Below are 22,693 nucleotides of genomic sequence, written 5' to 3'. Positions count from 1 at the left end.
TCGCTGGACTGCCTTCCCAAAGAATCTCTTCTCAGACCAATTTCAACTCCCAAAACGCCATATGCGATTCCCCTGCCCCTGATGGGGAGATGGCCGGCAGGCCAGAGGGGGCGCGCTGTCCCGCCAGCGCATCAAATGACTGGTTACACCTGTCGCAATTCTCGGTCCTTCAAGATCAAATCAGAGGCTGGCAATCCTTCACGCCCCCTGCCGGACATCTCCTCACGAGAGGGGAGATTGGCAGCGCCACCATCACCATTTGGACTATCGTCACGATTGCTGCACTATATCAGTGCATAACTGACCGGACGGGTCGGGGAGAACAGGGCATTTGAAGGAAGCAAAGATCCAGAAACCGGAACGGCAGCAGCGCCTCTTCGGGCTGTCCACACCGCTTCGGTCGGCCGTCATACCGCCGCTGTCGGCGGCGCGCTGGCTGCTGGTGCTGATCGTTGCCGCTGGTGTCTATTTCTTCCATGGCTTCCTGTTCCCAGTGCTGGCCGCGCTCGTCATCGCTTTCGCCAGCTGGCCGCTCTATCGGCGCCTGCTGGTCGGCGTCGGCGGTAACCGAACCATCGCCGCCACATTTGCCATCCTGTTCATCCTCGCCTTCCTGGTGATACCGATCGCGCTTGCCGGCACCTATGCAATCAACGAGGTGCGCGAGTGGGTCGGCTGGGCGATCGAGACCAATCGGCACGGTGCGGTGACGCCGCACTGGATCGCCACCCTGCCTGTGGTGGGTGAGTGGCTGAACGAGCAGTGGACGGCCAATCTCGGCCATCCCGGCGGCATCGGCGAACTGATCCAGCTGGTCAGCGGCGCCAATATCGGCAGCATCTACCGCGGCGCGCTCGCCGCCGGCGGCAGCGCTTTCAGCCTCTTTCTGACGCTGCTGTTCATGATGATCGCCCTGTTTTTCGCCTATCGCGATGGCGAGAATTTCGCCGGCCAGATCGACCGCCTCGGCGAACGCATCCTGCCGACCCGCTGGGAGCGGATCTCCCGCGTCGTGCCGGCGACCATTTCCTCGACTGTGACCGGCATGACCGTGATTGCCATCGGCGAGGGTCTGGTGCTGGGCGTCGCCTACTGGCTGGCCGGCGTGCCGTCGCCTGTGACGCTGGGCGCGCTGACAGGCGTGATGGCGCTCATCCCCGGCGGTGCGCCGCTGTCCTTTACCTTGGTGTCGATTTACCTCGCCGCCAGCGGCTCGCCGATGGCCGGCCTGGCGCTGTTCATATGGGGAACGGTCGAGCTGTTCATCGTCGACAAAACATTGCGCCCCAAGCTCGTGGGCGGACCGATAAAACTGCCCTTCCTGCCAACTTTTTTCGGCTTGATCGGCGGCGTCAAGACGATGGGTTTTCTCGGCCTGTTCATCGGCCCGGTGCTGATGGCGCTGCTGGTCGCGATCTGGCGCGAGTGGCTGCGCGAGGTGGAAATGGCAGACGAGACGCCGGACGGCTCTGCCGCCCAGATCGAGGCGGGTCCGCAGATCGACGTCCTGCCCGAACCAAGCGCCGCGAAGAAGGCGAGCGCCGGATAGGGATTTCGGACAAATCTAGGCCGGATGGTGCACCGCAAGGTCGCCCCGGCGCCTGCGCCCGTCATGCAGCTGCCAGAGCGAATGGGCGACCAGGGTGACGATCAGGATGCCGCCGCCGATCAGGCTGTTGCGCGTCGGCGTCTCGGCGAAGATCATCCACACCCAGATCGGCGCCAGCACCGTTTCGAGCAGGTAGAACATCGCCACTTCGGGTCCCGAAATATATTTCGGCCCTGCGGCGAGGCAGAAGAACGAGATCGGCATGATGACGGCGCCGTTGAAGATGATCCACCACGGCGCGTTCACGTGGAAGCCTTCGCCTGTCACCATGAAGGCGGCCAGTCCAAGCGGCAGAAGGACGCCGATCAGCGAGGTGAATCCCATATCCTTGCCGCTGGCGCGCGAGATGGTGATGGCCACCGCGATGAAGAAAGCCGAGCACAGCGCCATGAAATCACCGAACAGCTTGCCGCTGCCGACCGAACCGCCGACGATGACCAGCACGCCGAGGATCATGACCAGCATGGCCGCGATCGTCACCGCCGCCGGCCTTTCCCGAAGGAATATCCAGGACAAGAGTGCGGCGAATACGGTGTTGAAGGCCAAGATGAACACCAGGTCGGCGGTCGAGGTGTGGAAGACCGCGGTAACGAAGGTGATCGAGGTCAGCCCATAGCATATCGCCACGATCAGCCCGGACCAGCCGGGGATAAGCGGCGGGACATTCCGGCTCAGCGCGCGCCAGACCGACCAGATGATCATCGCGGCGATGAAGGTGGTTCCGGTCCGCAGCAAAAGGATGGTCCACGCGCCGCCATCCGCAAGGCGGATCAACGGTATGTCGACAGTCAGTATCAGTCCGCCGGTGGCGGTTATCAGAAGGCCCTTCTGGTGATCATGGTGAGAGGACATGCAGGAACTTTCGCATTTGAATGCAGGCGGCCGATCGGCGCAAGCGCACACTCTCTTCAGCCGAGCGGCCGAAAGACCAGCATCCCCTGCCTTGAAACAGTTAAGCGTGGATCGTGGGAAAACTCAGCGTCAGACCGCTTCGTTGGTATAGCGCTCCCAGCCTTTTGGGCCGAGATGCTCCTGCGGCATGAAGCGCATCTTATAATTCATCTTCCGCGAACCATTGACCCAGTAGCCAAGGTAGACATGGGGCAGTCCCATCGCCTTGGCACGGGCGATGTGGTCGAGGATCATGAACGTGCCGAGCGATCGGCTTTCGAAATCGGGATTGAAATAGGAATAGACCATCGACAGGCCGTCGGCCATCTTGTCGGTGAGCGCCACCGCGATGAGTTCACCCTGACCCTTGCCGGTGATGAAAGTATCGGGTCCGCGCCGCCGGTATTCGATCACCTTGGTGTCGACATGCGTATCCTCGACCATCATGGCGTAGTCGAGCACCGTCATGTCGGACATGCCGCCGCGGCGATGGCGGGCATCGAGATAGCCGCGGAACAGCGAATATTGTTCGGTCGAGGGCTCGGCATTGTGCATGGCGCCGACGAGGTCGGAATTGTGCTGCAGCACGCGCTTCATGTTGCGGCTGGCGGTAAACTCCTGGGCCAGGATACGCACGGATACACAGGCACGGCAGGTCTCGCAGGCTGGCCTGTAGGCGATGTTCTGCGAGCGCCGGAAGCCGCCTTGCGTGAGCAGGTCGTTCATCTCCGAGGCCTTGTCGCCGACCAGATGCGTGAACACCTTGCGCTCGAACTGGCCCTCGAGGTAGGGGCACGGCGACGGCGCGGTTAGGAAAAACTGCGGCGACTGGGTCGGGTGCTGCGTCATCGAGCCTTGAAAACACTCCTTCGAATCGCTCTACCTTTGGCTCCGGCGGCGAAAAATTCAATAGGATAGTGAAGGTGCGGTTGACTGAACACCTTCACATTTGCGCTCAAGGGGCTGCGGTTTCTCTTGAGGGTCGGTTTTAGCGGCCAGTGCGGCTGACGGCCGTGCCGAGCAAAAGATCGTGCAGCGTGCGCTTGCGGTCGGAGAACAGGGTCACCAGCAGGACCAGCGGCGACAGGATGACGTTGCCGGCCCAGAACAGCACGGAATGGACGACCGCCGTGAGGCCGTCGATCGGCCTGCCGTCGAGACGGTCGAGGCGGATGCCCATCATCTTCATGCCCGTAGTAGCCTGGTCGGCGCTGCCAAGTGTGTTCCAGATGTAGAGGATGGCGACTGCCGGCACCAGGACGCCAAATAGCATCCAGCCAAGACCGAGGGTCAAAAGCCCGAGGAAGAACACCAGGATGGCGAACGGAATGGTGAGCAGGGCGACGATGATATAGTCGAGCACGAAGGCCAGGATGCGCCTTGTGCGCACACCTTCATAAGCCCTGACATCGTCAAGCCGGGTGTTGATGATTTCGCCATCGAGAACGCGAGCGTCCATGTCATTTCCTCGTAACAGGGGCCTGCTTAGCCTGGGCCCACCTCATCAGAAATGGTGAAGGCTGGTGGTGGAATCAAGATCGGACCGTTTCGCCGCGCACCGGGCAGGGTAGAACGGGCTGACGGTCTGAACCGGTTGAATTTGCAGCGTGGATGGCGTTAGCTTGCTGCGGCGCAACAAGACGCCGAGGGGACGGGGTGATATGGACTACGACATGCTGGTCATCGGCAGCGGCCCCTCGGGCCGCCGCGCGGCGGTGCAATCGGCCAAACTCGGCAAATCGGTGCTGGTGGTCGACCGGGGCCGGCGTCTTGGTGGCGTCTCTGTGCATACCGGCACCATCCCATCGAAAACGCTGCGCGAAACTGTGCTCAACCTCTCGGGCTGGCGCGAGCGCGGCTTCTATGGACGCGGCTATCGGGTCAAGCAGGACATCTCGGTCGGCGACCTGATCGAGCGCCTGCACAAGACGCTCGACCACGAGGTCGAGGTGCTGCAACACCAGTTCATGCGCAACACGGTCAAAAGCGCGCGCGCGGCGGTGAAATTTCTCGGCCCCAACAAGGTCAGCCTGACATCGGACAGTGGCGACTACAGCGAAGTCGGTTTCGCCAACGCACTGATCGCCGTCGGCACCAGGCCGCATCGGCCGGCCGACGTGCCCTTCGACAAGACCCGTGTCTTCGACAGCGACGAGATGCTTGAACTCGACCGCCTGCCACGCACGCTGACGGTGATCGGCGCCGGGGTCATCGGCGTCGAATACGCCACGATCTTTTCCGCGCTCGACGTACCGGTGACGCTGGTCGAGCCGCGCAACTCCATCCTCGATTTCGTCGACCGGGAGATCGTCGACGATTTCATCCACCAGATGCGCGACCGCGGCATGACGATAAGATTGGGCAGCGCGGTCAAGGAAATCCGCTCCAAGCCGGATGCCGCCGAGGTGGAACTGGCCGACGGCCGCACCATCCGCTCCGAGGTCGTGCTCTACGCCGCCGGACGCACCGGCAATGTCGGCAGCCTCGGCCTCGATGTGGTTGGTATCGAAGCCGACTCGCGGGGCCGCATCAAGGTCGATCCGCGGACATTTCAAACCAGCGTGCCCAACATCTACGCGGCCGGCGACGTCATCGGTTTTCCGAGTCTCGCCTCGACCTCCATGGAGCAGGGCAGGGTGGCCGCCTGCCATGCCTTTGGCGTGACCCTGCCGGCGCCGCCGGAGACCTTTCCCTACGGCATCTATGCGGTGCCGGAGATATCTACGGTCGGCCAGTCCGAGGAACAGGTACGCCAAAGCGGCGGCGCCTATGAGGTTGGCGTCGCGCGCTTCCGTGAGACGTCGCGCGGCCACATCATGGGCGTCGACACCGGCTTCCTGAAGCTGTTGTTCTCGATCGAGTCGCGGCGCCTGCTCGGCGCGCACATTGTCGGTGAGGGCGCCACCGAACTCATTCATATCGGCCAGGCGGTGATCAATCTCGGCGGCACGGTCGACTTCTTCGTCAACAACACCTTCAACTATCCAACCCTGGCCGAGGCCTATAAGATCGCCGGCCTCGATGCATGGAACAGAATGGGAAGAGGGTAGATCAGCCTTCCAACCCCGACAGCAGCGCCAGCATCACGTCGGCGGAGGGCATCGGCAGCACCGCCTCGATTTCCGCCGGCCGCACGCCGGCGATCGCGGCACCGGCGCCGCCGCTGACCGTGCCGAGCGGCCCGCGAAAACCGTGTTTCGACCAGGCAAGCTCTTGCAGCTTTGGGCTGGTCAGCGCTTCCAGCAGCCTGTCGACCGAGGGATCGACGACGATCAGCGGATGCGCCGAATAGACGGTTGGCCTGGGGTAGAGAATCTCGGGCTTGGCGCCCATGCCGGCCTGCACCCTTTGCCAGCGCGCGGGATCGGCGAGCGCCCATTCCACCAGTTGGTTCTCATAACCCACCACCATCGGCTCGGCGCCGAGACCGCCGGCGATGTACTGGTCGAACAGCTTTCCCGACGAGGACGACTTCAGCCCCATGCCGCGGAAGATCGCCTTGGCCTGGTCGCCGTGCTGGGCAAGCAGTTCCTGGGTCGCCACGTCGCCGCTCATCAGGCTGAGCACCAGGCCGGCGAACATGAAACCGGAGTTGGAGCGGTTGGGATCGGTGGAGACGATACGGGCGCGGCCATAAAGCTCGTCAATGCCGAGATCGGCCCAGTTCTTGCCGGCCAGGACGGCATCGAGCAAGGCCTTGAGATCGAGCTGGTTGTAGCCGCCCTTGGCGGCGACCGTGACTAGCCCGCTCTTCTTCAGCCCTTCGACCACCGGTCCCCAGGTGTAGACGACGATCGGCGAGTTGAGCACCACCTGGTCGTTGCGGATCGAGACGCCGTTCTTGCGCGCGAGATCGACCATGATCGAGGAAGAGGGCCACAGGAATTGCGGTTTTTGGGTGAGCAATGCCGGCTCGCGCACCATCTCAACCGAACCGGCGACACGCGCATCGAGTTCCAGCCCGTAGCCGCCAAGCGCATGCACGACGTCCAGATCGGCCAGGAATGCCTGCTTCTCGCCGCCGATGAAGCCGAACAGATGCGCTTTGTTGCCAAGATAGCCACGAAACTCGGGACGATCCTTCAGCGTCAAATAGCCGCCGGTGCCGGCAGCGGCGACACCCAGCAGACCCAGTCCGAAAGCGCGGCGCGAAATGGCCATCAGCGTCCGATATCCTCGTTCAGCGACTCCTGAATGAGTCGCAGGTCGACGTCGAGCGTGCCGAGTTCGCTATCGGCCAGGCTGTCGGCATAATGCACAAACGCGTCCTGCAGCTTGGTGATGACGGCGCCGACATTGGCGAGCCGGACCTGGCTGGGTGCACGCCGGTTCGCCAGCGTCGCGTAACCTTCCGCCACTTCCGCCGCCTGCGGCACGTAGTAGGTGAGGAAACGCCGCACCGAGGGCGCGGTTTCCGGCTTCGTCTCGACTTTGGAAATCACGTCGGCGGCGATGTCGGACAGGTTCTTCACCTTGGCCTTCATGTCCTTGTCGGTGATCGAACCGGCCGCTGCCGACAGCCGGTCCGCGGCTGGCTGCGCTTGCGCCAGAAGTTCGCGGGCGAAGGCCACTTTGCTGCCGCTGAGCGTGCTGAGGTCGAGCCCTTCGAAAAGCTGTCGCGGCGCCAGGACAAACACCAGCCCGGCAAAGACGAGGGCAGCGATGATCGCCGACACCAGAAACGGGAACTGGGTCAGAACACCCAAGCCGACAAGAAGCGCCGCCGAGATCACGCCCGCCGCGATCCAGTTCCAGTCATTGCCGAACAAGCCGCGCATCCCGGCAGGCTCTAATTGTAGCCGCGGGCGGCGCGGAAGGCGCCGGCCAGATCGCCGCTGCCGTCGAAGACCCGTGCCGACGTCGCCTTGGCGAGACTGTCGAGCTGGCTCTTGTCGGCGTCGCCGAAGGTGACGCCGAAGACCGGCACGCGCACGGGGGCGTTGCGCCAGCGTGCGAGAAACAGGTCCGCGCCGCCATCGGTGCGGCCGTCGGTCATGATGACGATGGCCGGGAGGTATTTCGAAAGGTCCGCCGTGGCAACGATCTTCCGCAGGGCCTGGTCGGCACAGGCATACATATCGGTGCCGCCGCCGGCGCGTTGCTGGGCAACGTCCGTCAGCAGCTCGCTCTGGCCCGCCGCATCGCCCTTCGCCTCGAATGTGTCGCGCACGACGGCGTCGAAAGGCAGCACGAAGATGCGGTCGGACGGCGTCCATTGCACCAGCACCTCGCTTGCCTTTTCCGGCGTGAACAGGAATTGCGCGGCCGCCTGCAACTGTTTCTCGCCCTGGTCTTCCATCGAGCCGGAGAAGTCGAAGCACAGCGCCGTCAGCGAAGGCTTGCGCAAGGCCTCCTGATAGAGGTCGAGCGCCTTGCGGATCACCGCCGGCTCCGGCATGCGGATCGATGTCACCAGCTTGCCGGGATCAAAATTCCAATCCGGCTCGGCGGTGGCCGGGATGGCCGCGCCGCCGAGCGGCAGCCGCCGGCCGGTATCGGCGATGCGTTTGCGCGCCGCGTCCGACTGCAGATAGGCGAGGAGGTCGGTGAAGAATTTTTCGACATCGGCTCCGCGTCCATGATCGATGAAGCCGAGCGGCGAGTCGCCGACAGCGACGCCGTCGGCCGGATAGACGGCGTATAGCGGCTCGTTGCCCATCTGCTTGAGCTTGTCGTTGGTCTCCTTCAGCGTCGCCTCGTAGTTCCACATCGCGTCATAGACGGTGTCCTTGCCGGCGCTGTCGACGTAGAGATCGGCGAGCCAGCCCGACGAACCGGACGAGCGCTCGACGCCTTGCAGCAAGGCACTTACCGTATCGTGCACGGCGGGATTGTCGAGGTCGCCCGGCTCGATCACCTGCTTGCCGCCGAGCGCGCTGGACAGCATGGCGAGATAGGCGCTGGCGCCCGAATTGGACTGCGTCGCCGACGTCATCAGGAATTTCAGCTTGCCGTCCTTCACCGCGGCCAGGATGTCCTTCATGAACACCGGCTTGCCGACCCAGCCGAGTTCGGTGGCCTTGGATTTGCGCACGCCCAGAATGACCGGCATCTGCGCGATCGACGTCAGGTTGCGCACCTTGCGGCCGCTGTCGAACAGGTCGACCCAGACGCTGGAGGCCGGCCAAACCGCGTCCTGGTCGAGGCCGCCAGGCTTTTGCAGTCCGAGCCCGATGTCGAGCGAGCCTTGATAGGAAATGGTGCAGGTCGCGCCTTGCTTGGCGCAGAATTCCTGGACGATCGGCTCCAGCACCGTATTCTCGGAGCCGGAGACGATCGAGAATTTGACTTGGCTGGAATTGCAGGCCGTCAAAAACACCGCGAAGGCGAGCAGCAGAACGGACGTCAGCGTCTTCGGCATGGCGGTTCCGATCAGGACTGGGTCAGTGCTTTCTTCAAGTCGATCGTCATCTGGTCCATCTGTTTTTCGGCTTCGGCCCGCTTCTGGCGGCCCTCCTGCTGGACTTTCAGAACGCCTTGTACCGTGTCGATGAGATCGCGATTGGCCTGCGCCAGCGTCTCGACGTCAACGATGCCGCGCTGCGCCTGTTCCTCGACCGAAATCGCCTGGTCCTTCATCATTTTCGACGTCTGGCGGATCATCTCGTTGGTTGCGTCGGTCACCGTCTTTTGCAGCTCGAGCGCCGACTTCTGGTTGGTCAGCCCAAGCAGGATCACCATCTTCTGCTTCCATGCCGGCACGGTCAGCGCCGAGGTCGCTTGCAAATTCTCGATCAGCGTCTCGTCGCCCGACTGGACGATGCGAATCTGCGGCAATTGCTGGATGCCGAGCTGGCGCGCCTGCACCAGGTAGAAGATGCGCTTTTCCAGGCGGTCGAGCGCCTGCACGGCGTCCTGATAGGTTTGCGCCTCCAGCGTGCCTCCAGTGTCGCCGCTAGCGGCATCCGCCGCGGCCTTCAACTTCGGCAACTCGTTGCCGCGGTAGTCATCGACGAATTTCTTGCCGGCCTGCACATAGGCATCGAGCTTGAGGATGGAGCCCTTTGTCTGCTCATGGAGCTCGTCGAGCACGGCAATGTCGCGCCGCAGCGTGTCCTTGTGACGGTCGAGTTCGAGGCCGATGCGATCGATCTGTCCCGCCACGTCCTCGTACTTCTCCTTGAAGCGCTCGAGCCGCTCCTTGAACGAGGAGAACAGGCCGCTGAGGAAACCCTGGTCCTTGAGCGAGGCCGGATCGAGATTCTTGGCCTTCATGATGATGTCGGTCAGGAGGTCGCCGGTATCGCCGAGGTCTCGGTTGCGCAACTGGGACAATATCTTGTCGGCATAGTCGCTGACTGCCTGCTGGGCACGGTCGCCATAGACAGAAATGCCGGCACGGTCTCTGACGTCGATCGTGCTTTCGATTCTGGCGATGTCGGACGGATTGGCTACGATTGCCGGCAATGTCGAAGTGTCGTCGAGCAAAGTGATGCTGTTCTTGTCGGCCATGCAGACCTCCCCTCAGTGAACAGTATCTCGATAGGCAATCTGTAACAGTGATATGTCGCCGCTGTGGACAATGGAAGCTGGAGGCAGCCCAAGGCCGTAGATAAACGCTATTCTTCAACTTGTGCGTCCGATGGACCCTTCCTGCGCAGCCGCCACCGATTCCGCCAGCCATCGGCCGACGATCGCGGCGTCCGGGTTGCCGATTTCGTGGCCCGATGGAACAATCCGGGCGTCGATTTCCGTGCCGTGCCGGCTGAGCAGCGTCACCAGCGCCGGCGCGAAAGGCCCGTAGGTCTCGTCGGCGGCTCCGGCAATGATCAATGTCCGTGTTCCCGCAAGGTCCGTCGCCGGGACCTTGTCGAGCACAGGCATTGGCCTCAGCAGCGCGGCGCTCCGGACCATGCCGGGATGGAGCAGCATCAGGCTTGAAACCAGATTGGCGCCGTTCGAATAGCCAAGGAATGTCGCGTGATCGAGATCAAGCCCGTGGCGCGCGGCGGCTTCTCTTGCGAATGCCGCGAACGTGGCGGTTTCGACACGGATGCTTTCCTGGTCGAAGCGCGTCGGCGAGATTCGCTCGAACCAGCGAAAACCGTCCTCCTGGGGGATACGGCCACGCACCGCGACCAGTGCGGCATCTGGTGCCATGCGTCTCGCCAGCGCCACCATGCTTGTCTCGTCGACACCCGATCCATGCAGCAGGAACAGGCATTCACGGCCGCCTCCGCCGGCGCCGAGGAGACGATAGGGAAAGGCCAGGTCCAGCATCGGCGGACCATTTTCGACACTGGCGCCAATCATATCGCATCCCGTTGATTATATGAGGTTTCGCTCAATTTGCCGGCTTCAAAACGCAATATTTTCATGCTCCGCGAAAGTTGATTGAACCAGGCGCATTCCAGCCCGTTTCTGCGCCGATACACTCCCTGTGGGAGGAATCGAAGCGGTGCGTCGGGGGTCGCATTGCTGGACATGAACAACCAGCTTTGAGGCCTTTTGTCGATGACCACCCCTATTTCGCCAGATCGCGATTCGCGTATCCCAGATCGCGATTCGCGTGTCCCAGATCGCGAGTTGCGTATCCCAGATCGCAATTCGCGTATCTTGGAACGCGACACGCGTATCGATGTACTGCGCGCGCTGGCCCTGCTCACGATCTTCATCGACCATGTGCCGGGCACGGCTTTCGAGGCCCTGACCTACAAGAATTTCGGTTTTTCTGATGCGGCCGAAGCGTTCGTGCTGATTTCCGGCATCTCGGTCGCGCTCGCCTACGGCACGAAATTCCGGCCGGGAGGCCGGCTTCTGGCGACCTTGAAGATGTGGCGGCGGGCGGGCGTGCTCTACGTCGCCCATATCGTCACGACGATGGTGGTGATGGCCCTGTTCTGCGCCGTGGCGGTGTTTGCCAAGCGGCCGGAACTGCTGAAGCTCATCAATATCGAGCCGCTGATGAAGGACACGCCGCAAGTGCTGGTCGGCATCGTCACGCTTGGCCACCAGCTCGGCTACAACAACATCCTGCCGGTCTATGCCGCGCTGCTTTTGATGGCGCCGGCCTTCGTGCTGTTTGTCAGCTACAGGCCCGTCGCGGCCCTTCTCCTGTCCGGCATGCTGTGGCTCGTTGCCGGAATCTGGCAGATCGCGCCGCCCAATTATCCCGAGCCCGGTTTCTGGTTCCTCAATCCGCTGTCCTGGCAGTTCCTGTTCAACATCGGCCTTGCCGCCATGCTGCATGTCAGGCGCGGCGGTGTCATTCCGGTCAACCGCTGGCTGATCGGCGCGGCCGCCGCCTATGTGCTGGCGGCGCTGGTGTGGGTGCATAGCCCGCTCTGGGGACATATAACGTGGTTCAACCTGCCGGTGGTGATCGGCGGCTTCGACAAGACCTTCCTGTCGCTGCCGCGGCTGTTGCACATCCTGGCGGTCAGCTATCTCGTCGTCGCCCTGCCGGCGCTGTCCGGCCTGTTGCGCACCAGCCCCGATCATCCGTTGGCGATACTGGGCAAACGATCGCTGCCGGTCTTCATCGCGGGCACGGTGATCGCCATGGTCGCTCAGGTGATGAAGGTGATCAATCCGGGCGGGTTCGTCTATGACAGCCTGCTAATATCGGCCGGCATTGCCATGCAGTTCGCGCTCGCCTTCTATCTCGAATGGCTGTCGGCCATCGGCGGTTCGGGCAAGGCCCGCACGGCCCAAAAGGATCCCGCGCCGGTTCGTGCGCCTTTGGGCCTCTCTGCCATGGCAAGAGCCAATCGGTAGTCGGTTCGGGCGTGCGGCTCAACCGCGGGGCGGACCCGACGAGCCCCGCACGATCAGTTCGACCGGCAGTTGCTGCCGGCTGACCGGCGCGTCGCTCTCCAGGATCGCCCTGACGGCGAGGCGGCCCATCTCGGCAATCGGCTGCGCGATCGTGGTCAATGGCGGCTCGGACACCGCTGCTTCCGGAACACCGTCGAACCCGACGACGGAAACATCGTCAGGCACGTTGAGCCCGCGTGCGCTCAGCCATTCGAGCGCCACCAGGGCTATTCTGTCCGACATGGCCAGGATGGCGGTGGGCGGTGCGTCGGAGGCGAAGATGGCTTCGAGCCCTGCCTTCGTGCTCGCCACGTCGTTGGCGGTCTCGTAGACGGGTACTTTGGATGTATCGACGCCAACCCGCGAAAGTTCCCGGAGATAGCCGGTGAGGCGGTCGCGCGTCCCTGCATAGGTTGCCGCCCGGACCTGTTCGGCCGAAACAAGGCCTGTCCTGTTGTCGACGAAGGGCAGGGCCAGAACGGCGAAGCGGCGATGTCCGAGATCGGTGAGATGGCGGGCCGCCATGCCGGCGCCGGCGATGTTGTCGACACCGATCGCGGCGACCGACCCGTCCTCGGAATCGAGGTCGAGCGCGACGAAGGGAAGCTTGCGCTCGCGTGCCAACTCCACCAGGCGCGAGCCGCCTTCGATGCAGAAGACGATGAAGCCGTCGACCAGGGCGCTCTGGATGTTCCAAGCAAGCTGCTCGTTGTTGGCGGCCGAGACCAGGGAAATGCCGGCTCCCGTCGCATCGCAAGCCTGCGAGATGCCTGCCATCATAACGCGCGCAAACGGATCGTCGAAGAAATAGGAGAGGGGCTCGGCGGTGGCCACGCCGATGGCGTTGACCTTGCCGGCCCGCAGCAGCCTTCCCTTTGGATCGGGTCCGCCATAACCCATTGCCTCGGCTGCGGCGCGAACCCGGTCGCGAACTTCCTCGCGCACGATCTCGGGGCGGCTGAATACATTGGACGCGGTGCCGTGCGAAACACCGGCGGCCTTTGCGATATCGGCCAGTCGGACGGGTCGTCGATTGCCTGCGGTGAGTGACGCCATTTGCGCGTGCCTCCTGACATCCATGTAGCACGTTCCTCCGCCGCATCTAGCACTTTCGTTGGATCGATTCAAATTTTGCTTGACCCACGCCGGTTCCAGTCCTACGTTTGAATCGATCCAAGTGGCAGCTTGTTCTGCTGAACCGGCAAAGGGAGGAGCGCCATGCATCCCGTCAACTACCTGTTCGCCGACATCTATCGCAACGACTGGAATATCGGGTCAGCCACCAGCAAGGCCAGGCATCGTGGTGAGGCGGGCCCATGGATTCGCGATCTGCGCTTCTTGGTGGCGCGCAAGCGGAGCTGATCAACCGGCTCTTTTCGCGCCCAATGATTGGATCGATTCAAAGACAAGCAGGATGAGTCATGCATCCCATCAAGCATCTGTTCGAAGATATCTACCGCAACTACTGGGGCATCGCACCGGCCATCGAACGACCGGGGGCGCGACGCCGGGTGAAACCCGCTGTTGAGGGCCGTGCTCCTTGGATCCGCCCGGAACGTCGCCGGGATTGACCTCAAGCAATCATCTCAGGGTCGTGGACGCGCCATGGCCGAGATCGCTATCGCCAGCCAGCCTGCAATGAGCAGGGTGCCGCCGATCGGCGCCGCCATCGGAAACAGCCTTGAGCCCCAGAAATCGCGCGCGAGAAGATCACCCGCGAAGAGCAGCAGCCCGGCGAGCAGAACGAGGCTTGCGATGCGCAGCCAGCGGTTTGCTCCGATAAGACCAATGGCGAGAAAGACCGGCGCATGCATCAGGAGGAATGACGCGGCCGTGCCGGTGAAGGCGCCGCCGCGATGCGCGGCAGCTGCCGAAAGCGCCACCCCCGCCGCGCCGACGAGGCCGCCGGCAAGCACGAGAAGCCGGCTGCCGTTTGGATTGGCGAGGTTCATGGTCGGCGTGCTCCTTCTTTTGCAGGCCAGGCAAGCTCAGGGCTTGCCCGCTTCCAGCGCCATATGCCGCGTCCGCCGCGACTGGACGATCCAGTTGTAGGCGGCACCGAGCGCCATCAGCACCGACGTGCCGAGAAACACCGCCGGCATTCCGAAATGGCCGCCGACGAAACCGCCGGCCAGCGGCCCCGCGACCTGCCCGACATACTGCGCCGAGATCGCAAGGCCAAGCACGTTGCCGCCGACGCCGTCGGGGATGTTGTGCCTGATGACACTGGTGATGCAGGGCAGGAGGCCGCCCAGCGCCAGGCCCATCAGGAAACGCAGGCCGATAAGCTGCCAGCTGTTGGTGACAAAAGCCTGCGGGATGAGCAACAGCGCCGAGACAGCCAGCGCTCCCACGACAACGTTCCAGTGCCCGATCCGGTCTGCGAGCTTGCCGAGCCAGGACGCCGACAAGATGGTGCCGAGGGCGGCCGCCGACATTACCACGCCGGCGACGAGCGTCACCCGGTTCTGGTCCTCGATGAGCTGCTGCACATAGACAGTGATGATCGGCTCGATCGACATCGTGGCGAAGGCGAGCAGCATGCCGGTGGTCAGCATGGCCACGACCGGGCGCTTGTCCGGGATCTGCGACCAGCCGCTTTTCGGTTTTGTCGCCGACGCGGCTTTGGCAGCCCTCGGGCTCGGGCGCGGACTCTCCTTGATGAGGAAGGTCGTCGCCAGGAAGGCGAGGAAGATCACCCCGCCCGACAAGAGGAAGGTGGCGCGAATCCCGATCACCGGCGGCAGCACGCCGCCGAGCAGCGGGCCGACCAGCGAGCCCGCCGTGATGCCCGCCGACAGGACGCCAAGCGCCCAGCCGGAGCGCTCCTTCGGCGTCTGCATGGCCACCAATATGGTTGAACCCGAGGAATAGCCGCCGGCGAAGCCGATCAGCAGGCGCAGCAGCACCAACTGCCAGACCGTCTCGACCATGCCCGTCAGCGACATGCAGATCGCCATGCCGAAGGAGGCGCGCACCAGCATCACCTTGCGGCCGTAGCGGTCGCCCAGGCGTCCCCACAACGGCGCGACCATCGCCGCGGCGAAGAAGGTGGCGCCATAGGCGATGCCGGACCATTGTACGATGGCGGCATGACCCTGTGCGCCGAGCTGTTCGACGTAGAGCGGCAAGAAGGGCAGGAGCAGGGTCATGGCGATGAGCGTGCTGAACGACCCCGCGAAACAGACGGCGAGATTGCGCCGCCAATGGATGTTGTAGCCGCTTTGCCGCGTGTCTTCCTGCGTCATGTCCTGCCTGCCCGGTATCAGTGCTTGTTGCGGATACCATTTTGGGATACCAATCTGGTATCCGTCATGAACTTCAAGCCGGTCACTGTCAATGCGGCTTCGGAAAGGGTGCGCGATGTCGCAGATGCAGAATGTCGAACGGCAGCTTCGCGAGATGATCCTGGCGCTCGAGATCGGGCCGGGAGAGCGGCTGACCGAACGCTGGATCGAAGGCCGTTTCGGCGCCTCGCGCACGCCGGTCAGGGCGGCACTTCTGCGGCTGGAGACCGAGGGGCTGGTCGGCAGGGACGGGCGCGGCTGGACGGTCTCGCCAATCAACCTGGCCGAGCTCGAGCAGATTGCGGTCTATCGCGAGGCGGTCGAGGTCGCGGCGCTGCGGCTGACATGCGGGCAAGCGGACAAGAGCGCCATCGATGTCATCGAGGCGATGCTCGATTCCTGCGACGAAAACACCCCGCGCGAGGAATGGCATCGTGTCGGCATGGATTTTCACATCGAACTGGCGCGGCTCTCCGGCAACGAATTCCTGTTCCGGGCGGTTCGTGACGCCATGACGCGCCTGTCGCGCGCCCGCTGGCTGGAAGTGCGTGACGAAACGGCCCTTGGCCGTGCCTGGCTCGAGCATCGCGCCATCCTAGCCGCTACACGCCTTGCTCAGGCCGATGAAGCCGCGCGGCGCCTGTCGGCCCACATCGTCGGCAGCCGCGACCGGCTGGTGACGTCGCTTGCCAACGACCGACGTGGCCTTCGCGCGAGGGGATTTGCCGTCGTTGCCGCTTAGTACGGCCTATGCGCGGCAGCCCGCTCGCCGGAAAACAGGCGGCATCCGACGCGAAGCGCACTTTCAGCCTCGCTTCATGCAAGCCGATGGCGTAAGAGCGGCGATGGAAAACAATCGCTTTGAAACACCCGTGACCGTCAAATCCGTCACGGCGGGAAGCACTCAGCTCTTGCGTTCGGCAAGGGAGGCTTCCGATTACCTCCTCAACAGTTGGCCGGGCAAGCGCAGCGCCAAGCATCGTGCGGCGCTGCAGGCCTGCCACGACGCACTCGCCGGCGACAAGCCGGCGATGAATGCCCGACGCGCTTTCATCGCCGCGGCGCGGGAGGTGGATGTTTTCATCAGCGACAAGGCGCCAGCCTGACATAGGCTGATACCGACAATTCGGATTGAGGCACGGCCCGCATTCGCGGGCCGCATGCCGTTATTCCTCGGTTTCGTTCTCCGTCTCGGTCTCAGGCTTCGAACGCTCGCGCGCGGCAACCTTGGCCGCCAGTTTTTCAGCCTTCTTGGCCGCCTTCTGGCGGTCGCGCTCCTTGCGTTCCTGATCGTAGTTTGGTGCTCGCGCCATATCGGCTCCTTTTGTCACTGCCTTGCGGCCCTGGACCTGCCTAGGAGCATTAGCCGTCAAACACAACAGCCGAAGCGACAATGCGTGGACGCTGGTGTCGAAGAGATGCGGGGCTTGCCAGATGGGCGCCACAATGATGTAGGAAACCCGGGGCGCCAATGAATTGAGAGCTGCCTGTTTGTTTTGATCAAGTGACCGATGGCCACAATTTCGCGGACCGCAGCAAAAGTTTTTTATTATGCGCGAAACGTCGCGCGCGACCTGGCTCCGCAAGCGCTGTTTCGCGCCAGGCTGGCCGGCCGTCTCGAAAGGGCCCGGCTTTCCGGTGGGGCGGCGCGCCAGCGGTTGAATTACTACAACAAGCTGCAGGAAGGTTTCGCGCCAAGCGCCAATGCCAAGCGCATCAGCAAGCTGCCCTTCACGCCGACCATGTACTATTATGACCTGAAGGAATTCGCCCGCTACTTCGATCCGGATTTGCTCATCGACCTGGAATACGGCGACGTCAGGCGTGTGCCGAAGGTGCCGACGATCGTCAAGGATCGGCCGATTCGTGACGACGACAAGAATGCGATCATCATGAAGCTGGACAAGTTTCGCCACTTCCACATGCCGGCTGACGCCATCTCGTTCGCCGACAAGCTGCCGGCCGTGGTCTGGCGCGGCGATCTCAACAATCCGATCAGGACAAGATTCCTGAAAGCGGTGCGCGACCTGCCGTTCTGTGATGTCGGTTCGCACAAGCCGAACGCGCCTGCGGAATACGCCAAGCCTTTTCTCAGCATCAGCCAGCACCAGCGCTATCGCTACATCGTCTCGCTCGAGGGTAATGATGTGGCGACCAACCTCAAATGGATCATGAACTCGAAGTCGCTTTGCCTGATGCCGCCGCCAACCTACGAGACATGGTTTGCCGAACGACAGCTCGAAGCCAATGTCCACTATGTGCCGCTAGAGGCAGACTTCTCCAATCTTGCCGAAAACGTCGCCTATTTCGAGCGGCACCCGGCCAAGGCAGAGCGCATCATCGCCGCCGCGAACGCCTATTGCCGGACATTCGACGAGGAGCGGACCGAACAGGCGATCTCCCTGCTGGTACTCTACAAATACTTCGTGCTCTCTGGCCAGATCAAACCTGATGCCGAGGTGTGGCGCTACATAACGGGCTAATGCATGTCGCCCGGAAGTGTCCTCGGTTCCGGGATAACGACATGCATAAAATCAGAAGCTTACAGCAGGTCGGGCGAATCCTGTTCGCCGCGACATGCTGTAGTTGCCGCGGCATCCCCGGCGCGTCTCGTCGAGGCCGGCCATCACGTGTCCGGGCACTGCCGGAATGCGTGCACTAACGATGCGCAACGCTGCGGGAATCATCCCGGCTGTTGTCTGTTTAGTGGCGCTTGTTTTAGACTACGAGAGCGATGGCCACCATACAACGGACGACGGCAAGGGTCTTCTACTACGCGCGAAACGTCATGCGCGATATCGCACCCCAGGCGATCTTCGACGACGGTTGGCGGGCCGCCTGGAACAGGCCAGGCTCTCGAATGAAGCCGTGCGCCGACGGCTGAATCACTACAACAAGCTGCAGAACGATTTTACGCCAAGCCCGGATGCCGTGCGCATCGACAAGATGCCTTTTGAACCGAGCATGTATTATTACGACCTGAAGGAATTTGCCCGCTATTTCGATCCGTCATTGCTCATCGACCTGAAGTTCGGCGACGTCAAAGGCGTGCCCAAGCTGCCGACGCTCGTCAAGGATCGGCCGATCAGCGTCGACAACGGCAACGCTGTCGTTATGAAGTTCAACAAGTTTCGCCACTTCCACATGCCCGTCGACACCGTCGCCTTCGCCGACAACGCCCGGTCGTGGTCTGGCGCGGCGACCTCAACAATCCGATCAGGACACGGTTCCTGGATGTCGCGCGCGGCTTGCCGTTCTGCGACGTCGGTTCGCACAAGCGCAGTGCACCGGCTGAGTACAGCAAGCCTTTCCTCAGCATCAGCCAGCATCTGCGCTATCGCTACATCGTCTCGTTGGAGGGCAATGACGTGGCGACCAACCTCAAATGGATCATGAATTCCAACTCGCTCTGTCTGATGCCGCCGCCGACCTACGAAACATGGTTTGGCGAGAGCCAGCTCGAGGCCAGTGTCCACTATGCGCCGCTCGACCCGGACTTCTCCGATCTCCGTGAAAAGATAGATTATTTCGAGCAGCATCCGGCCGCGGCGGAGCGCATCATCGCCGCGGCCAATGCCTATTGCCGCAAATTTTCCAATGAACGGGACGAGCAGGCGATCTCCCTGCTCGTCCTCTACAAATATTTCGTGCTCAGCGGCCAGATCGAACCCGATCCCGAGCTCTGGCGGTTCATCGGGACCTAGCTCTTGTGCTCGGCCCGACGCCGCTGATCAGATGTCGCTGCGGTCGAGAACCATGTCGGCGGGGCCGAAGCGATCCTTCGCCGTCAGTTGCTGGTGCCAGTAGGGGTAGAGCAGGGGCGGCCGGCTAACGGCGTCGAGGCGCTGGCGTTCCTCGGCGCCGAGCTCCAGGGCGGCGGCCGCGAGATTGTCCTTCAGCTGGACGTCGTTGCGCGCGCCGATCACCAGCGACGAGACGGCAGGGCGGCCGAGCAGCCAGGCAAGCGCCACCTGCGCCGCCGACACACCACGATCCTTGCCAATGTCGACCAGCAGATCGACGATCCGCCACAGCCGGTCCTCGTCGCGGATCGGCGGCTCGGACCAGCCGGCGAGCTGGCGGGCGGTCGGGCTGTCGCGGCGGTATTTGCCCGACAGCAGGCCGCCGGCGAGCGGGCTCCAGACCAGCACGCCCAGCCCCTGGTCGACCGAGATCGGCAGCAGCTCGTACTCGGCCTCGCGCGCTTCCAGCGTGTAGTGGATCTGCTGGGTGACGAAGCGTTGCTGGTGGCGGCTGTCGCTGATGGAAAGCGCCTTCATCACCTGCCAGCCCGAATAGTTGGAGCAGCCGATGTAGCGCACCTTGCCCTGGCTGACCAAAGTGTCGAGCGCGGCAACGGTTTCCTCGAGCGGGGTGAGGCCGTCCCACTGGTGGACGAAATAGATGTCGATGACATCGGTCTTCAACCGCTTCAGGCTTCTCTCGCATTCGCGGATCAGATGGTGGCGCGACAGGCCTTCGTCGTTCGGGCCCTTGCCGATCCGCATCCGCACCTTGGACGCGATCAGCACATCGTTCTTGCGCTTGCCGCCGAGCGCTTCGCCTATGATCTCTTCAGACAGGCCGTTCGAATAGACGTTGGCGGTGTCGATGAGGTTGATGCCGGCGTCAATGCACATATCGATCATCCGCTTGGCTTCGGCGAGATCGCTGTTGCCGACCGCGGCGAAGGGCCCGGAGCCGCCGAAGGTCATGGTGCCAAGCGTCAGTGTCGAAACCTTCAGGCCCGAACGGCCAAGGGTGCGGTATTCCATGTCAGATCCTCACGATTTTGTTGAAGGGGCGTGCCGCCAAGGGGCAGGCCTGGAACGCGACCGCGGATTTGTAGGACAATTCGGCCGGCTTGTCGCCGTAGAACGACATTGGATCGATCACACATCGCCGAATCCGCCGTGGCGGCAATCGCGCCCGGGCTGCAATAAAACCGTCACCGCCGGCCTATATTGAAGTCGGCTCAGGTGTTTCCATTCTTGGCCGCTGGCCAGAAATTGGGGCGCCAGTGGTAACCGACAGGGCTTGCAAGCGGAGCAGCTGATATGACCGAGCTAAAAAAGAATTCCCCTGCCAAGGACTGGCTCGAAGCCGAGCTCGCCGACACGCTTGACGAAGATTATGAGCTCGAAATGTCGGAGCCCGCGCTGTCGATGGAGATCGCCAAGATCTACAAGAACTCGCATCCGCCTTCGATCGATCGCATGCAATATTTTCGCGACCTGATCAGCTTGCAGTCCGAATTGATCAAGCTGCAATCCTGGGTCGCCTATCACAAGAAGAAACTGGTGGTGATTTTCGAGGGCCGCGATTCCGCCGGCAAGGGCGGCGTCATCAAGCGCATCACCCAGCGGCTCAATCCGCGCATCTGCCGCGTCGTGGCGCTTCCGGCGCCGACTGAACGCGAGAAGTCGCAATGGTATTTCCAGCGCTATGTCCCGCATTTGCCGGCAGGCGGCGAGATCGTGTTGCTCGACCGCTCCTGGTATAACCGCTCCGGCGTCGAACGGGTAATGGGTTTTGCCAACCCCGAGCAGGTGGAGGAGTTCTTCCATGACGTGCCGGAGTTCGAGCGCATGCTGGTGCGCTCGGGCATCACCGTGGTCAAATACTGGTTCTCGATCACCGACGAAGAACAGCAGATGCGCTTCCTGATGCGCATCCATGATCCGATGAAGCAGTGGAAGCTGTCGCCGATGGACCTGCAGTCACGTGTGCGCTGGGAACAGTACACCAAGGCCAAGGAGGAGACTTTCGCCCGCACCAACATCCCCGAAGCGCCCTGGTTCATCGTCGAGGGCAACGACAAGAAGCGCGCGCGCCTGAACTGCATCGATCATCTGCTGAAGCAGCTGCCGTACGAAGACGTGCCGCACGAGGAGATCACCCTGCCGGAGCGCGTCTTCAACCCCGAATACGAACGCCAGGTCCTGCCGCGCGAACTTTACGTGCCGGAGAAATATTGAGAAACCTTTCCGTCTCCCGTTTCACGGGGAGAAGGTGCCCGAAGGGCGGATGAGAGGGGCGCAGGGCTAACTGGTTAGACCGCCATTCGCAGGACTACGCCAGCATCATCTTCGTTCGGCAGCACCGCCCCTCATTGTCCTGCCGGACCTTTCTCCTGGTATAGTGACGGGGAGAAAGGAGCTGCGCCAAAAGGTCTCGGACTAAGCCCTGTTGATGACCACGTGTGTGGCAAGTGCCGTTGCCGCCTGTTCGGTGCACTGATAACCAAGGTTGGGCATGTCGAGGCCGGCAAAAAGGTTTTCGCCCTTGCCCAGCAGCACCGGTGAGATTGCCAGGTGCATCTCGTCGATCAGCCGCTCCTGGAGATATTGCCGGATGGTGGAGACGCCGCCGCCGACCCGCACGTCCTTGCCGCTGGCCGCTGATTTTGCCCGCTCTAGCGCCGAATGGATCCCGCCGGTGACGAAATGGAAAATTGTTCCGCCTTCCATCGTGATGGGCGCCCGCTCGTGGTGGGTCAGCACGAACACCGGCACATGATAGGGCGGATTGTCGCCCCACCAGCCCTTCCACTTGTCGTCAGGCCATTCACCCCGGATCGGGCCGAACATATTGCGGCCGAGGATCCAGGCGCCGAGGTTCTCGAAGCTGCGCGCCGCAAAGTCCTCGTCGACGCCTGTCTCGCCGCCTTCCTCGCCAAACATCTTGCGGAAGGTGCGGGTGCTGAAAGCCCATTTGTGCAGGGCCATTCCGCCGACGCCGAGCGGATTTTCCAGACTCTGATCGGGCCCGGCGCCGTAGCCGTCGAGGGACAGGCTGAAAGCGTTGACGCGAAGCTTGGACATGAAGACCTCCTCGGTAACCAGTTGTATTTTGCAAGTGGTTTTCTTTTAGCAAACTGATTGTGAATTGCAAGCAGTATTTTTCGGATCGAAAGACATCTATCCAGACCTTTGCACCAAGCGATGTCCAGACTGTTGTAGCGGTCGGCTCGGACGGCCAGTGGCGGCCGTCGAGTCAGCCGCGATATCAACTCATTCGCCTGTAAATTTCACGAAACGGATGTGGTGCCCGCATTGGCGAGGCCCGACCCCGACAGGGAACCGGGTCAGGAAGCATCCTCTGAGGCGTTAGCCATACCTCTTGGCCGAGGTGCGGGCTGCCGGCCGCC

Annotated in this window: 23 protein-coding genes and 1 pseudogene; 10 read left to right on the top strand and 14 right to left on the bottom strand. The window is 62.6% G+C overall.

Annotated elements, in window-relative coordinates; all coding sequences use genetic code 11:
- The first annotated feature begins 331 nt into the window (after positions 1-331).
- Positions 332-1,549: an AI-2E family transporter gene (locus FJ960_RS16210; RefSeq protein ID WP_140715247.1), complete on the top strand. Its 1,218-nt coding sequence runs from the start codon at positions 332-334 to the stop codon at positions 1,547-1,549.
- Positions 1,550-1,564: 15 nt separating this feature from the next.
- On the opposite strand, the gene FJ960_RS16205 is transcribed toward FJ960_RS16210, so the two are convergent.
- From FJ960_RS16205 to FJ960_RS16195, 3 genes are all read right to left on the bottom strand, one after another.
- Positions 1,565-2,461 (bottom strand): DMT family transporter, encoded by an 897-nt coding sequence (locus tag FJ960_RS16205; RefSeq protein ID WP_140715245.1) that lies wholly within the window; start codon positions 2,459-2,461, stop codon positions 1,565-1,567.
- Positions 2,462-2,590: 129 nt separating this feature from the next.
- Complete coding sequence (locus FJ960_RS16200; protein ID WP_140506563.1) at positions 2,591-3,349, bottom strand: arginyltransferase; 759 nt, start codon at positions 3,347-3,349, stop codon at positions 2,591-2,593.
- A 139-nt stretch (positions 3,350-3,488) separates the two neighbouring features.
- Positions 3,489-3,959 (bottom strand): RDD family protein, encoded by a 471-nt coding sequence (locus FJ960_RS16195; protein ID WP_140715243.1) that lies wholly within the window; start codon positions 3,957-3,959, stop codon positions 3,489-3,491.
- 202 nt (positions 3,960-4,161) lie between these two features.
- Here FJ960_RS16195 and sthA point away from each other — a divergent pair, with 202 nt between their 5' ends.
- Complete coding sequence (gene sthA, locus FJ960_RS16190; protein WP_140715241.1) at positions 4,162-5,550, top strand: Si-specific NAD(P)(+) transhydrogenase; 1,389 nt, start codon at positions 4,162-4,164, stop codon at positions 5,548-5,550.
- A gap of 1 nt (position 5,551) precedes the next feature.
- On the opposite strand, the gene FJ960_RS16185 is transcribed toward sthA, so the two are convergent.
- The 5 genes from FJ960_RS16185 to FJ960_RS16165 all read right to left on the bottom strand — a co-directional run bounded on the left by FJ960_RS16185 (position 5,552) and on the right by FJ960_RS16165 (position 10,753).
- Positions 5,552-6,661: a hypothetical protein gene (locus FJ960_RS16185; protein WP_140715239.1), complete on the bottom strand. Its 1,110-nt coding sequence runs from the start codon at positions 6,659-6,661 to the stop codon at positions 5,552-5,554.
- Complete coding sequence (locus FJ960_RS16180; protein ID WP_140506556.1) at positions 6,661-7,278, bottom strand: 5-bromo-4-chloroindolyl phosphate hydrolysis family protein; 618 nt, start codon at positions 7,276-7,278, stop codon at positions 6,661-6,663. Before FJ960_RS16180 ends, FJ960_RS16185 begins: the two co-directional genes overlap by 1 nt.
- Positions 7,279-7,289: 11 nt before the next feature.
- Positions 7,290-8,861, bottom strand: coding sequence for a substrate-binding domain-containing protein (locus FJ960_RS16175; RefSeq protein WP_140715237.1), 1,572 nt, complete (start codon positions 8,859-8,861; stop codon positions 7,290-7,292).
- 11 nt (positions 8,862-8,872) lie between these two features.
- Positions 8,873-9,952, bottom strand: a complete 1,080-nt coding sequence (locus FJ960_RS16170) for a toxic anion resistance protein (RefSeq protein ID WP_140506552.1) — start codon at positions 9,950-9,952, stop codon at positions 8,873-8,875.
- 114 nt (positions 9,953-10,066) lie between these two features.
- A complete protein-coding gene (locus tag FJ960_RS16165) occupies positions 10,067-10,753 on the bottom strand; it encodes an alpha/beta hydrolase (protein WP_140506550.1) in 687 nt (228 codons plus the stop codon).
- 201 nt (positions 10,754-10,954) lie between these two features.
- On the opposite strand from FJ960_RS16165, the gene FJ960_RS16160 reads away from it, so the two are divergent.
- The gene (locus FJ960_RS16160; RefSeq protein WP_140715235.1) at positions 10,955-12,217 is read left to right on the top strand and encodes an OpgC family protein; all 1,263 of its coding nucleotides are present in this window, start codon (positions 10,955-10,957) and stop codon (positions 12,215-12,217) included.
- 18 nt (positions 12,218-12,235) lie between these two features.
- Here FJ960_RS16160 and FJ960_RS16155 read toward each other — a convergent pair whose 3' ends face one another.
- Positions 12,236-13,312: a substrate-binding domain-containing protein gene (locus FJ960_RS16155; protein ID WP_140506546.1), complete on the bottom strand. Its 1,077-nt coding sequence runs from the start codon at positions 13,310-13,312 to the stop codon at positions 12,236-12,238.
- A 162-nt stretch (positions 13,313-13,474) separates the two neighbouring features.
- Here FJ960_RS16155 and FJ960_RS29525 point away from each other — a divergent pair, with 162 nt between their 5' ends.
- Together FJ960_RS29525 and FJ960_RS29520 are read left to right on the top strand one after the other, a co-directional pair.
- Positions 13,475-13,618: a hypothetical protein gene (locus FJ960_RS29525; protein WP_181166592.1), complete on the top strand. Its 144-nt coding sequence runs from the start codon at positions 13,475-13,477 to the stop codon at positions 13,616-13,618.
- Between the two features lie 59 nt (positions 13,619-13,677).
- Positions 13,678-13,827: a hypothetical protein gene (locus FJ960_RS29520; protein ID WP_181166593.1), complete on the top strand. Its 150-nt coding sequence runs from the start codon at positions 13,678-13,680 to the stop codon at positions 13,825-13,827.
- Between the two features lie 15 nt (positions 13,828-13,842).
- On the opposite strand, the gene FJ960_RS16150 is transcribed toward FJ960_RS29520, so the two are convergent.
- Both FJ960_RS16150 and FJ960_RS16145 read right to left on the bottom strand, forming a co-directional pair.
- Positions 13,843-14,208, bottom strand: a complete 366-nt coding sequence (locus FJ960_RS16150) for a DUF423 domain-containing protein (RefSeq protein ID WP_140506544.1) — start codon at positions 14,206-14,208, stop codon at positions 13,843-13,845.
- 36 nt (positions 14,209-14,244) lie between these two features.
- Positions 14,245-15,504 carry a multidrug efflux MFS transporter gene (locus FJ960_RS16145; protein WP_140715233.1) on the bottom strand — a complete coding sequence of 420 codons (1,260 nt, stop codon included), beginning with the start codon at positions 15,502-15,504 and terminating at the stop codon, positions 14,245-14,247.
- Positions 15,505-15,619: 115 nt separating this feature from the next.
- On the opposite strand from FJ960_RS16145, the gene FJ960_RS16140 reads away from it, so the two are divergent.
- Both FJ960_RS16140 and FJ960_RS30285 read left to right on the top strand, forming a co-directional pair.
- Complete coding sequence (locus FJ960_RS16140) at positions 15,620-16,285, top strand: GntR family transcriptional regulator (protein ID WP_140715231.1); 666 nt, start codon at positions 15,620-15,622, stop codon at positions 16,283-16,285.
- Positions 16,286-16,388: 103 nt separating this feature from the next.
- A complete protein-coding gene (locus FJ960_RS30285; protein WP_027146689.1) occupies positions 16,389-16,649 on the top strand; it encodes a DUF982 domain-containing protein in 261 nt (86 codons plus the stop codon).
- A 60-nt stretch (positions 16,650-16,709) separates the two neighbouring features.
- On the opposite strand, the gene FJ960_RS16130 is transcribed toward FJ960_RS30285, so the two are convergent.
- Positions 16,710-16,856: a hypothetical protein gene (locus FJ960_RS16130; protein WP_140506538.1), complete on the bottom strand. Its 147-nt coding sequence runs from the start codon at positions 16,854-16,856 to the stop codon at positions 16,710-16,712.
- Between the two features lie 198 nt (positions 16,857-17,054).
- On the opposite strand from FJ960_RS16130, the gene FJ960_RS16125 reads away from it, so the two are divergent.
- Both FJ960_RS16125 and FJ960_RS16120 read left to right on the top strand, forming a co-directional pair.
- Positions 17,055-18,026 carry a glycosyl transferase family 90 gene (locus FJ960_RS16125; protein ID WP_140715229.1) on the top strand — a complete coding sequence of 324 codons (972 nt, stop codon included), beginning with the start codon at positions 17,055-17,057 and terminating at the stop codon, positions 18,024-18,026.
- 251 nt (positions 18,027-18,277) lie between these two features.
- Positions 18,278-19,247: pseudogene (locus tag FJ960_RS16120) on the top strand (glycosyl transferase family 90).
- A gap of 27 nt (positions 19,248-19,274) precedes the next feature.
- Here the strand turns inward: FJ960_RS16120 and FJ960_RS16115 are convergent.
- Complete coding sequence (locus FJ960_RS16115; RefSeq protein WP_140715227.1) at positions 19,275-20,318, bottom strand: aldo/keto reductase; 1,044 nt, start codon at positions 20,316-20,318, stop codon at positions 19,275-19,277.
- A gap of 282 nt (positions 20,319-20,600) precedes the next feature.
- Between FJ960_RS16115 and ppk2 the strand changes: the two genes are divergently transcribed.
- The gene (gene ppk2 / locus FJ960_RS16110; protein ID WP_140506533.1) at positions 20,601-21,521 is read left to right on the top strand and encodes a polyphosphate kinase 2; all 921 of its coding nucleotides are present in this window, start codon (positions 20,601-20,603) and stop codon (positions 21,519-21,521) included.
- Positions 21,522-21,722: 201 nt separating this feature from the next.
- Here the strand turns inward: ppk2 and FJ960_RS16105 are convergent, their stop codons facing one another.
- On the bottom strand, positions 21,723-22,367 hold the full coding sequence (locus tag FJ960_RS16105) for a dihydrofolate reductase family protein (RefSeq protein WP_140715225.1): 645 nt from the start codon (positions 22,365-22,367) through the stop codon (positions 21,723-21,725).
- Between the last annotated feature and the right edge of the window lie 326 nt (positions 22,368-22,693).

The sequence above is a fragment of the Mesorhizobium sp. B2-3-11 genome (assembly GCF_006442215.1).
Lineage (GTDB): Bacteria > Pseudomonadota > Alphaproteobacteria > Rhizobiales > Rhizobiaceae > Mesorhizobium > Mesorhizobium salmacidum.
The sequence above is the reverse complement of the archived record's forward strand: the minus strand, read 5'-3'. Positions and strand labels throughout refer to the sequence as shown.

Bases quoted from the DNA above. Each gene is read 5' to 3' on its own strand.
- FJ960_RS16205 (WP_140715245.1), bottom strand. From the start codon at position 2,461: ATGTCCTCTCACCATGATCACCAGAAGGGCCTTCTGATAACCGCCACC.
- FJ960_RS16200 (WP_140506563.1), bottom strand. From the start codon at position 3,349: ATGACGCAGCACCCGACCCAGTCGCCGCAGTTTTTCCTAACCGCGCCG.
- FJ960_RS16195 (WP_140715243.1), bottom strand. From the start codon at position 3,959: ATGGACGCTCGCGTTCTCGATGGCGAAATCATCAACACCCGGCTTGAC.
- sthA (WP_140715241.1), top strand. From the start codon at position 4,162: ATGGACTACGACATGCTGGTCATCGGCAGCGGCCCCTCGGGCCGCCGC.
- FJ960_RS16185 (WP_140715239.1), bottom strand. From the start codon at position 6,661: ATGGCCATTTCGCGCCGCGCTTTCGGACTGGGTCTGCTGGGTGTCGCC.
- FJ960_RS16180 (WP_140506556.1), bottom strand. From the start codon at position 7,278: ATGCGCGGCTTGTTCGGCAATGACTGGAACTGGATCGCGGCGGGCGTG.
- FJ960_RS16175 (WP_140715237.1), bottom strand. From the start codon at position 8,861: ATGCCGAAGACGCTGACGTCCGTTCTGCTGCTCGCCTTCGCGGTGTTT.
- FJ960_RS16170 (WP_140506552.1), bottom strand. From the start codon at position 9,952: ATGGCCGACAAGAACAGCATCACTTTGCTCGACGACACTTCGACATTG.
- FJ960_RS16165 (WP_140506550.1), bottom strand. From the start codon at position 10,753: ATGATTGGCGCCAGTGTCGAAAATGGTCCGCCGATGCTGGACCTGGCC.
- FJ960_RS16160 (WP_140715235.1), top strand. From the start codon at position 10,955: ATGACCACCCCTATTTCGCCAGATCGCGATTCGCGTATCCCAGATCGC.
- FJ960_RS16155 (WP_140506546.1), bottom strand. From the start codon at position 13,312: ATGGCGTCACTCACCGCAGGCAATCGACGACCCGTCCGACTGGCCGAT.
- FJ960_RS29525 (WP_181166592.1), top strand. From the start codon at position 13,475: ATGCATCCCGTCAACTACCTGTTCGCCGACATCTATCGCAACGACTGG.
- FJ960_RS29520 (WP_181166593.1), top strand. From the start codon at position 13,678: ATGCATCCCATCAAGCATCTGTTCGAAGATATCTACCGCAACTACTGG.
- FJ960_RS16150 (WP_140506544.1), bottom strand. From the start codon at position 14,208: ATGAACCTCGCCAATCCAAACGGCAGCCGGCTTCTCGTGCTTGCCGGC.
- FJ960_RS16145 (WP_140715233.1), bottom strand. From the start codon at position 15,504: ATGACGCAGGAAGACACGCGGCAAAGCGGCTACAACATCCATTGGCGG.
- FJ960_RS16140 (WP_140715231.1), top strand. From the start codon at position 15,620: ATGTCGCAGATGCAGAATGTCGAACGGCAGCTTCGCGAGATGATCCTG.
- FJ960_RS30285 (WP_027146689.1), top strand. From the start codon at position 16,389: ATGGAAAACAATCGCTTTGAAACACCCGTGACCGTCAAATCCGTCACG.
- FJ960_RS16130 (WP_140506538.1), bottom strand. From the start codon at position 16,856: ATGGCGCGAGCACCAAACTACGATCAGGAACGCAAGGAGCGCGACCGC.
- FJ960_RS16125 (WP_140715229.1), top strand. From the start codon at position 17,055: ATGGCCACAATTTCGCGGACCGCAGCAAAAGTTTTTTATTATGCGCGA.
- FJ960_RS16115 (WP_140715227.1), bottom strand. From the start codon at position 20,318: ATGGAATACCGCACCCTTGGCCGTTCGGGCCTGAAGGTTTCGACACTG.
- ppk2 (WP_140506533.1), top strand. From the start codon at position 20,601: ATGACCGAGCTAAAAAAGAATTCCCCTGCCAAGGACTGGCTCGAAGCC.
- FJ960_RS16105 (WP_140715225.1), bottom strand. From the start codon at position 22,367: ATGTCCAAGCTTCGCGTCAACGCTTTCAGCCTGTCCCTCGACGGCTAC.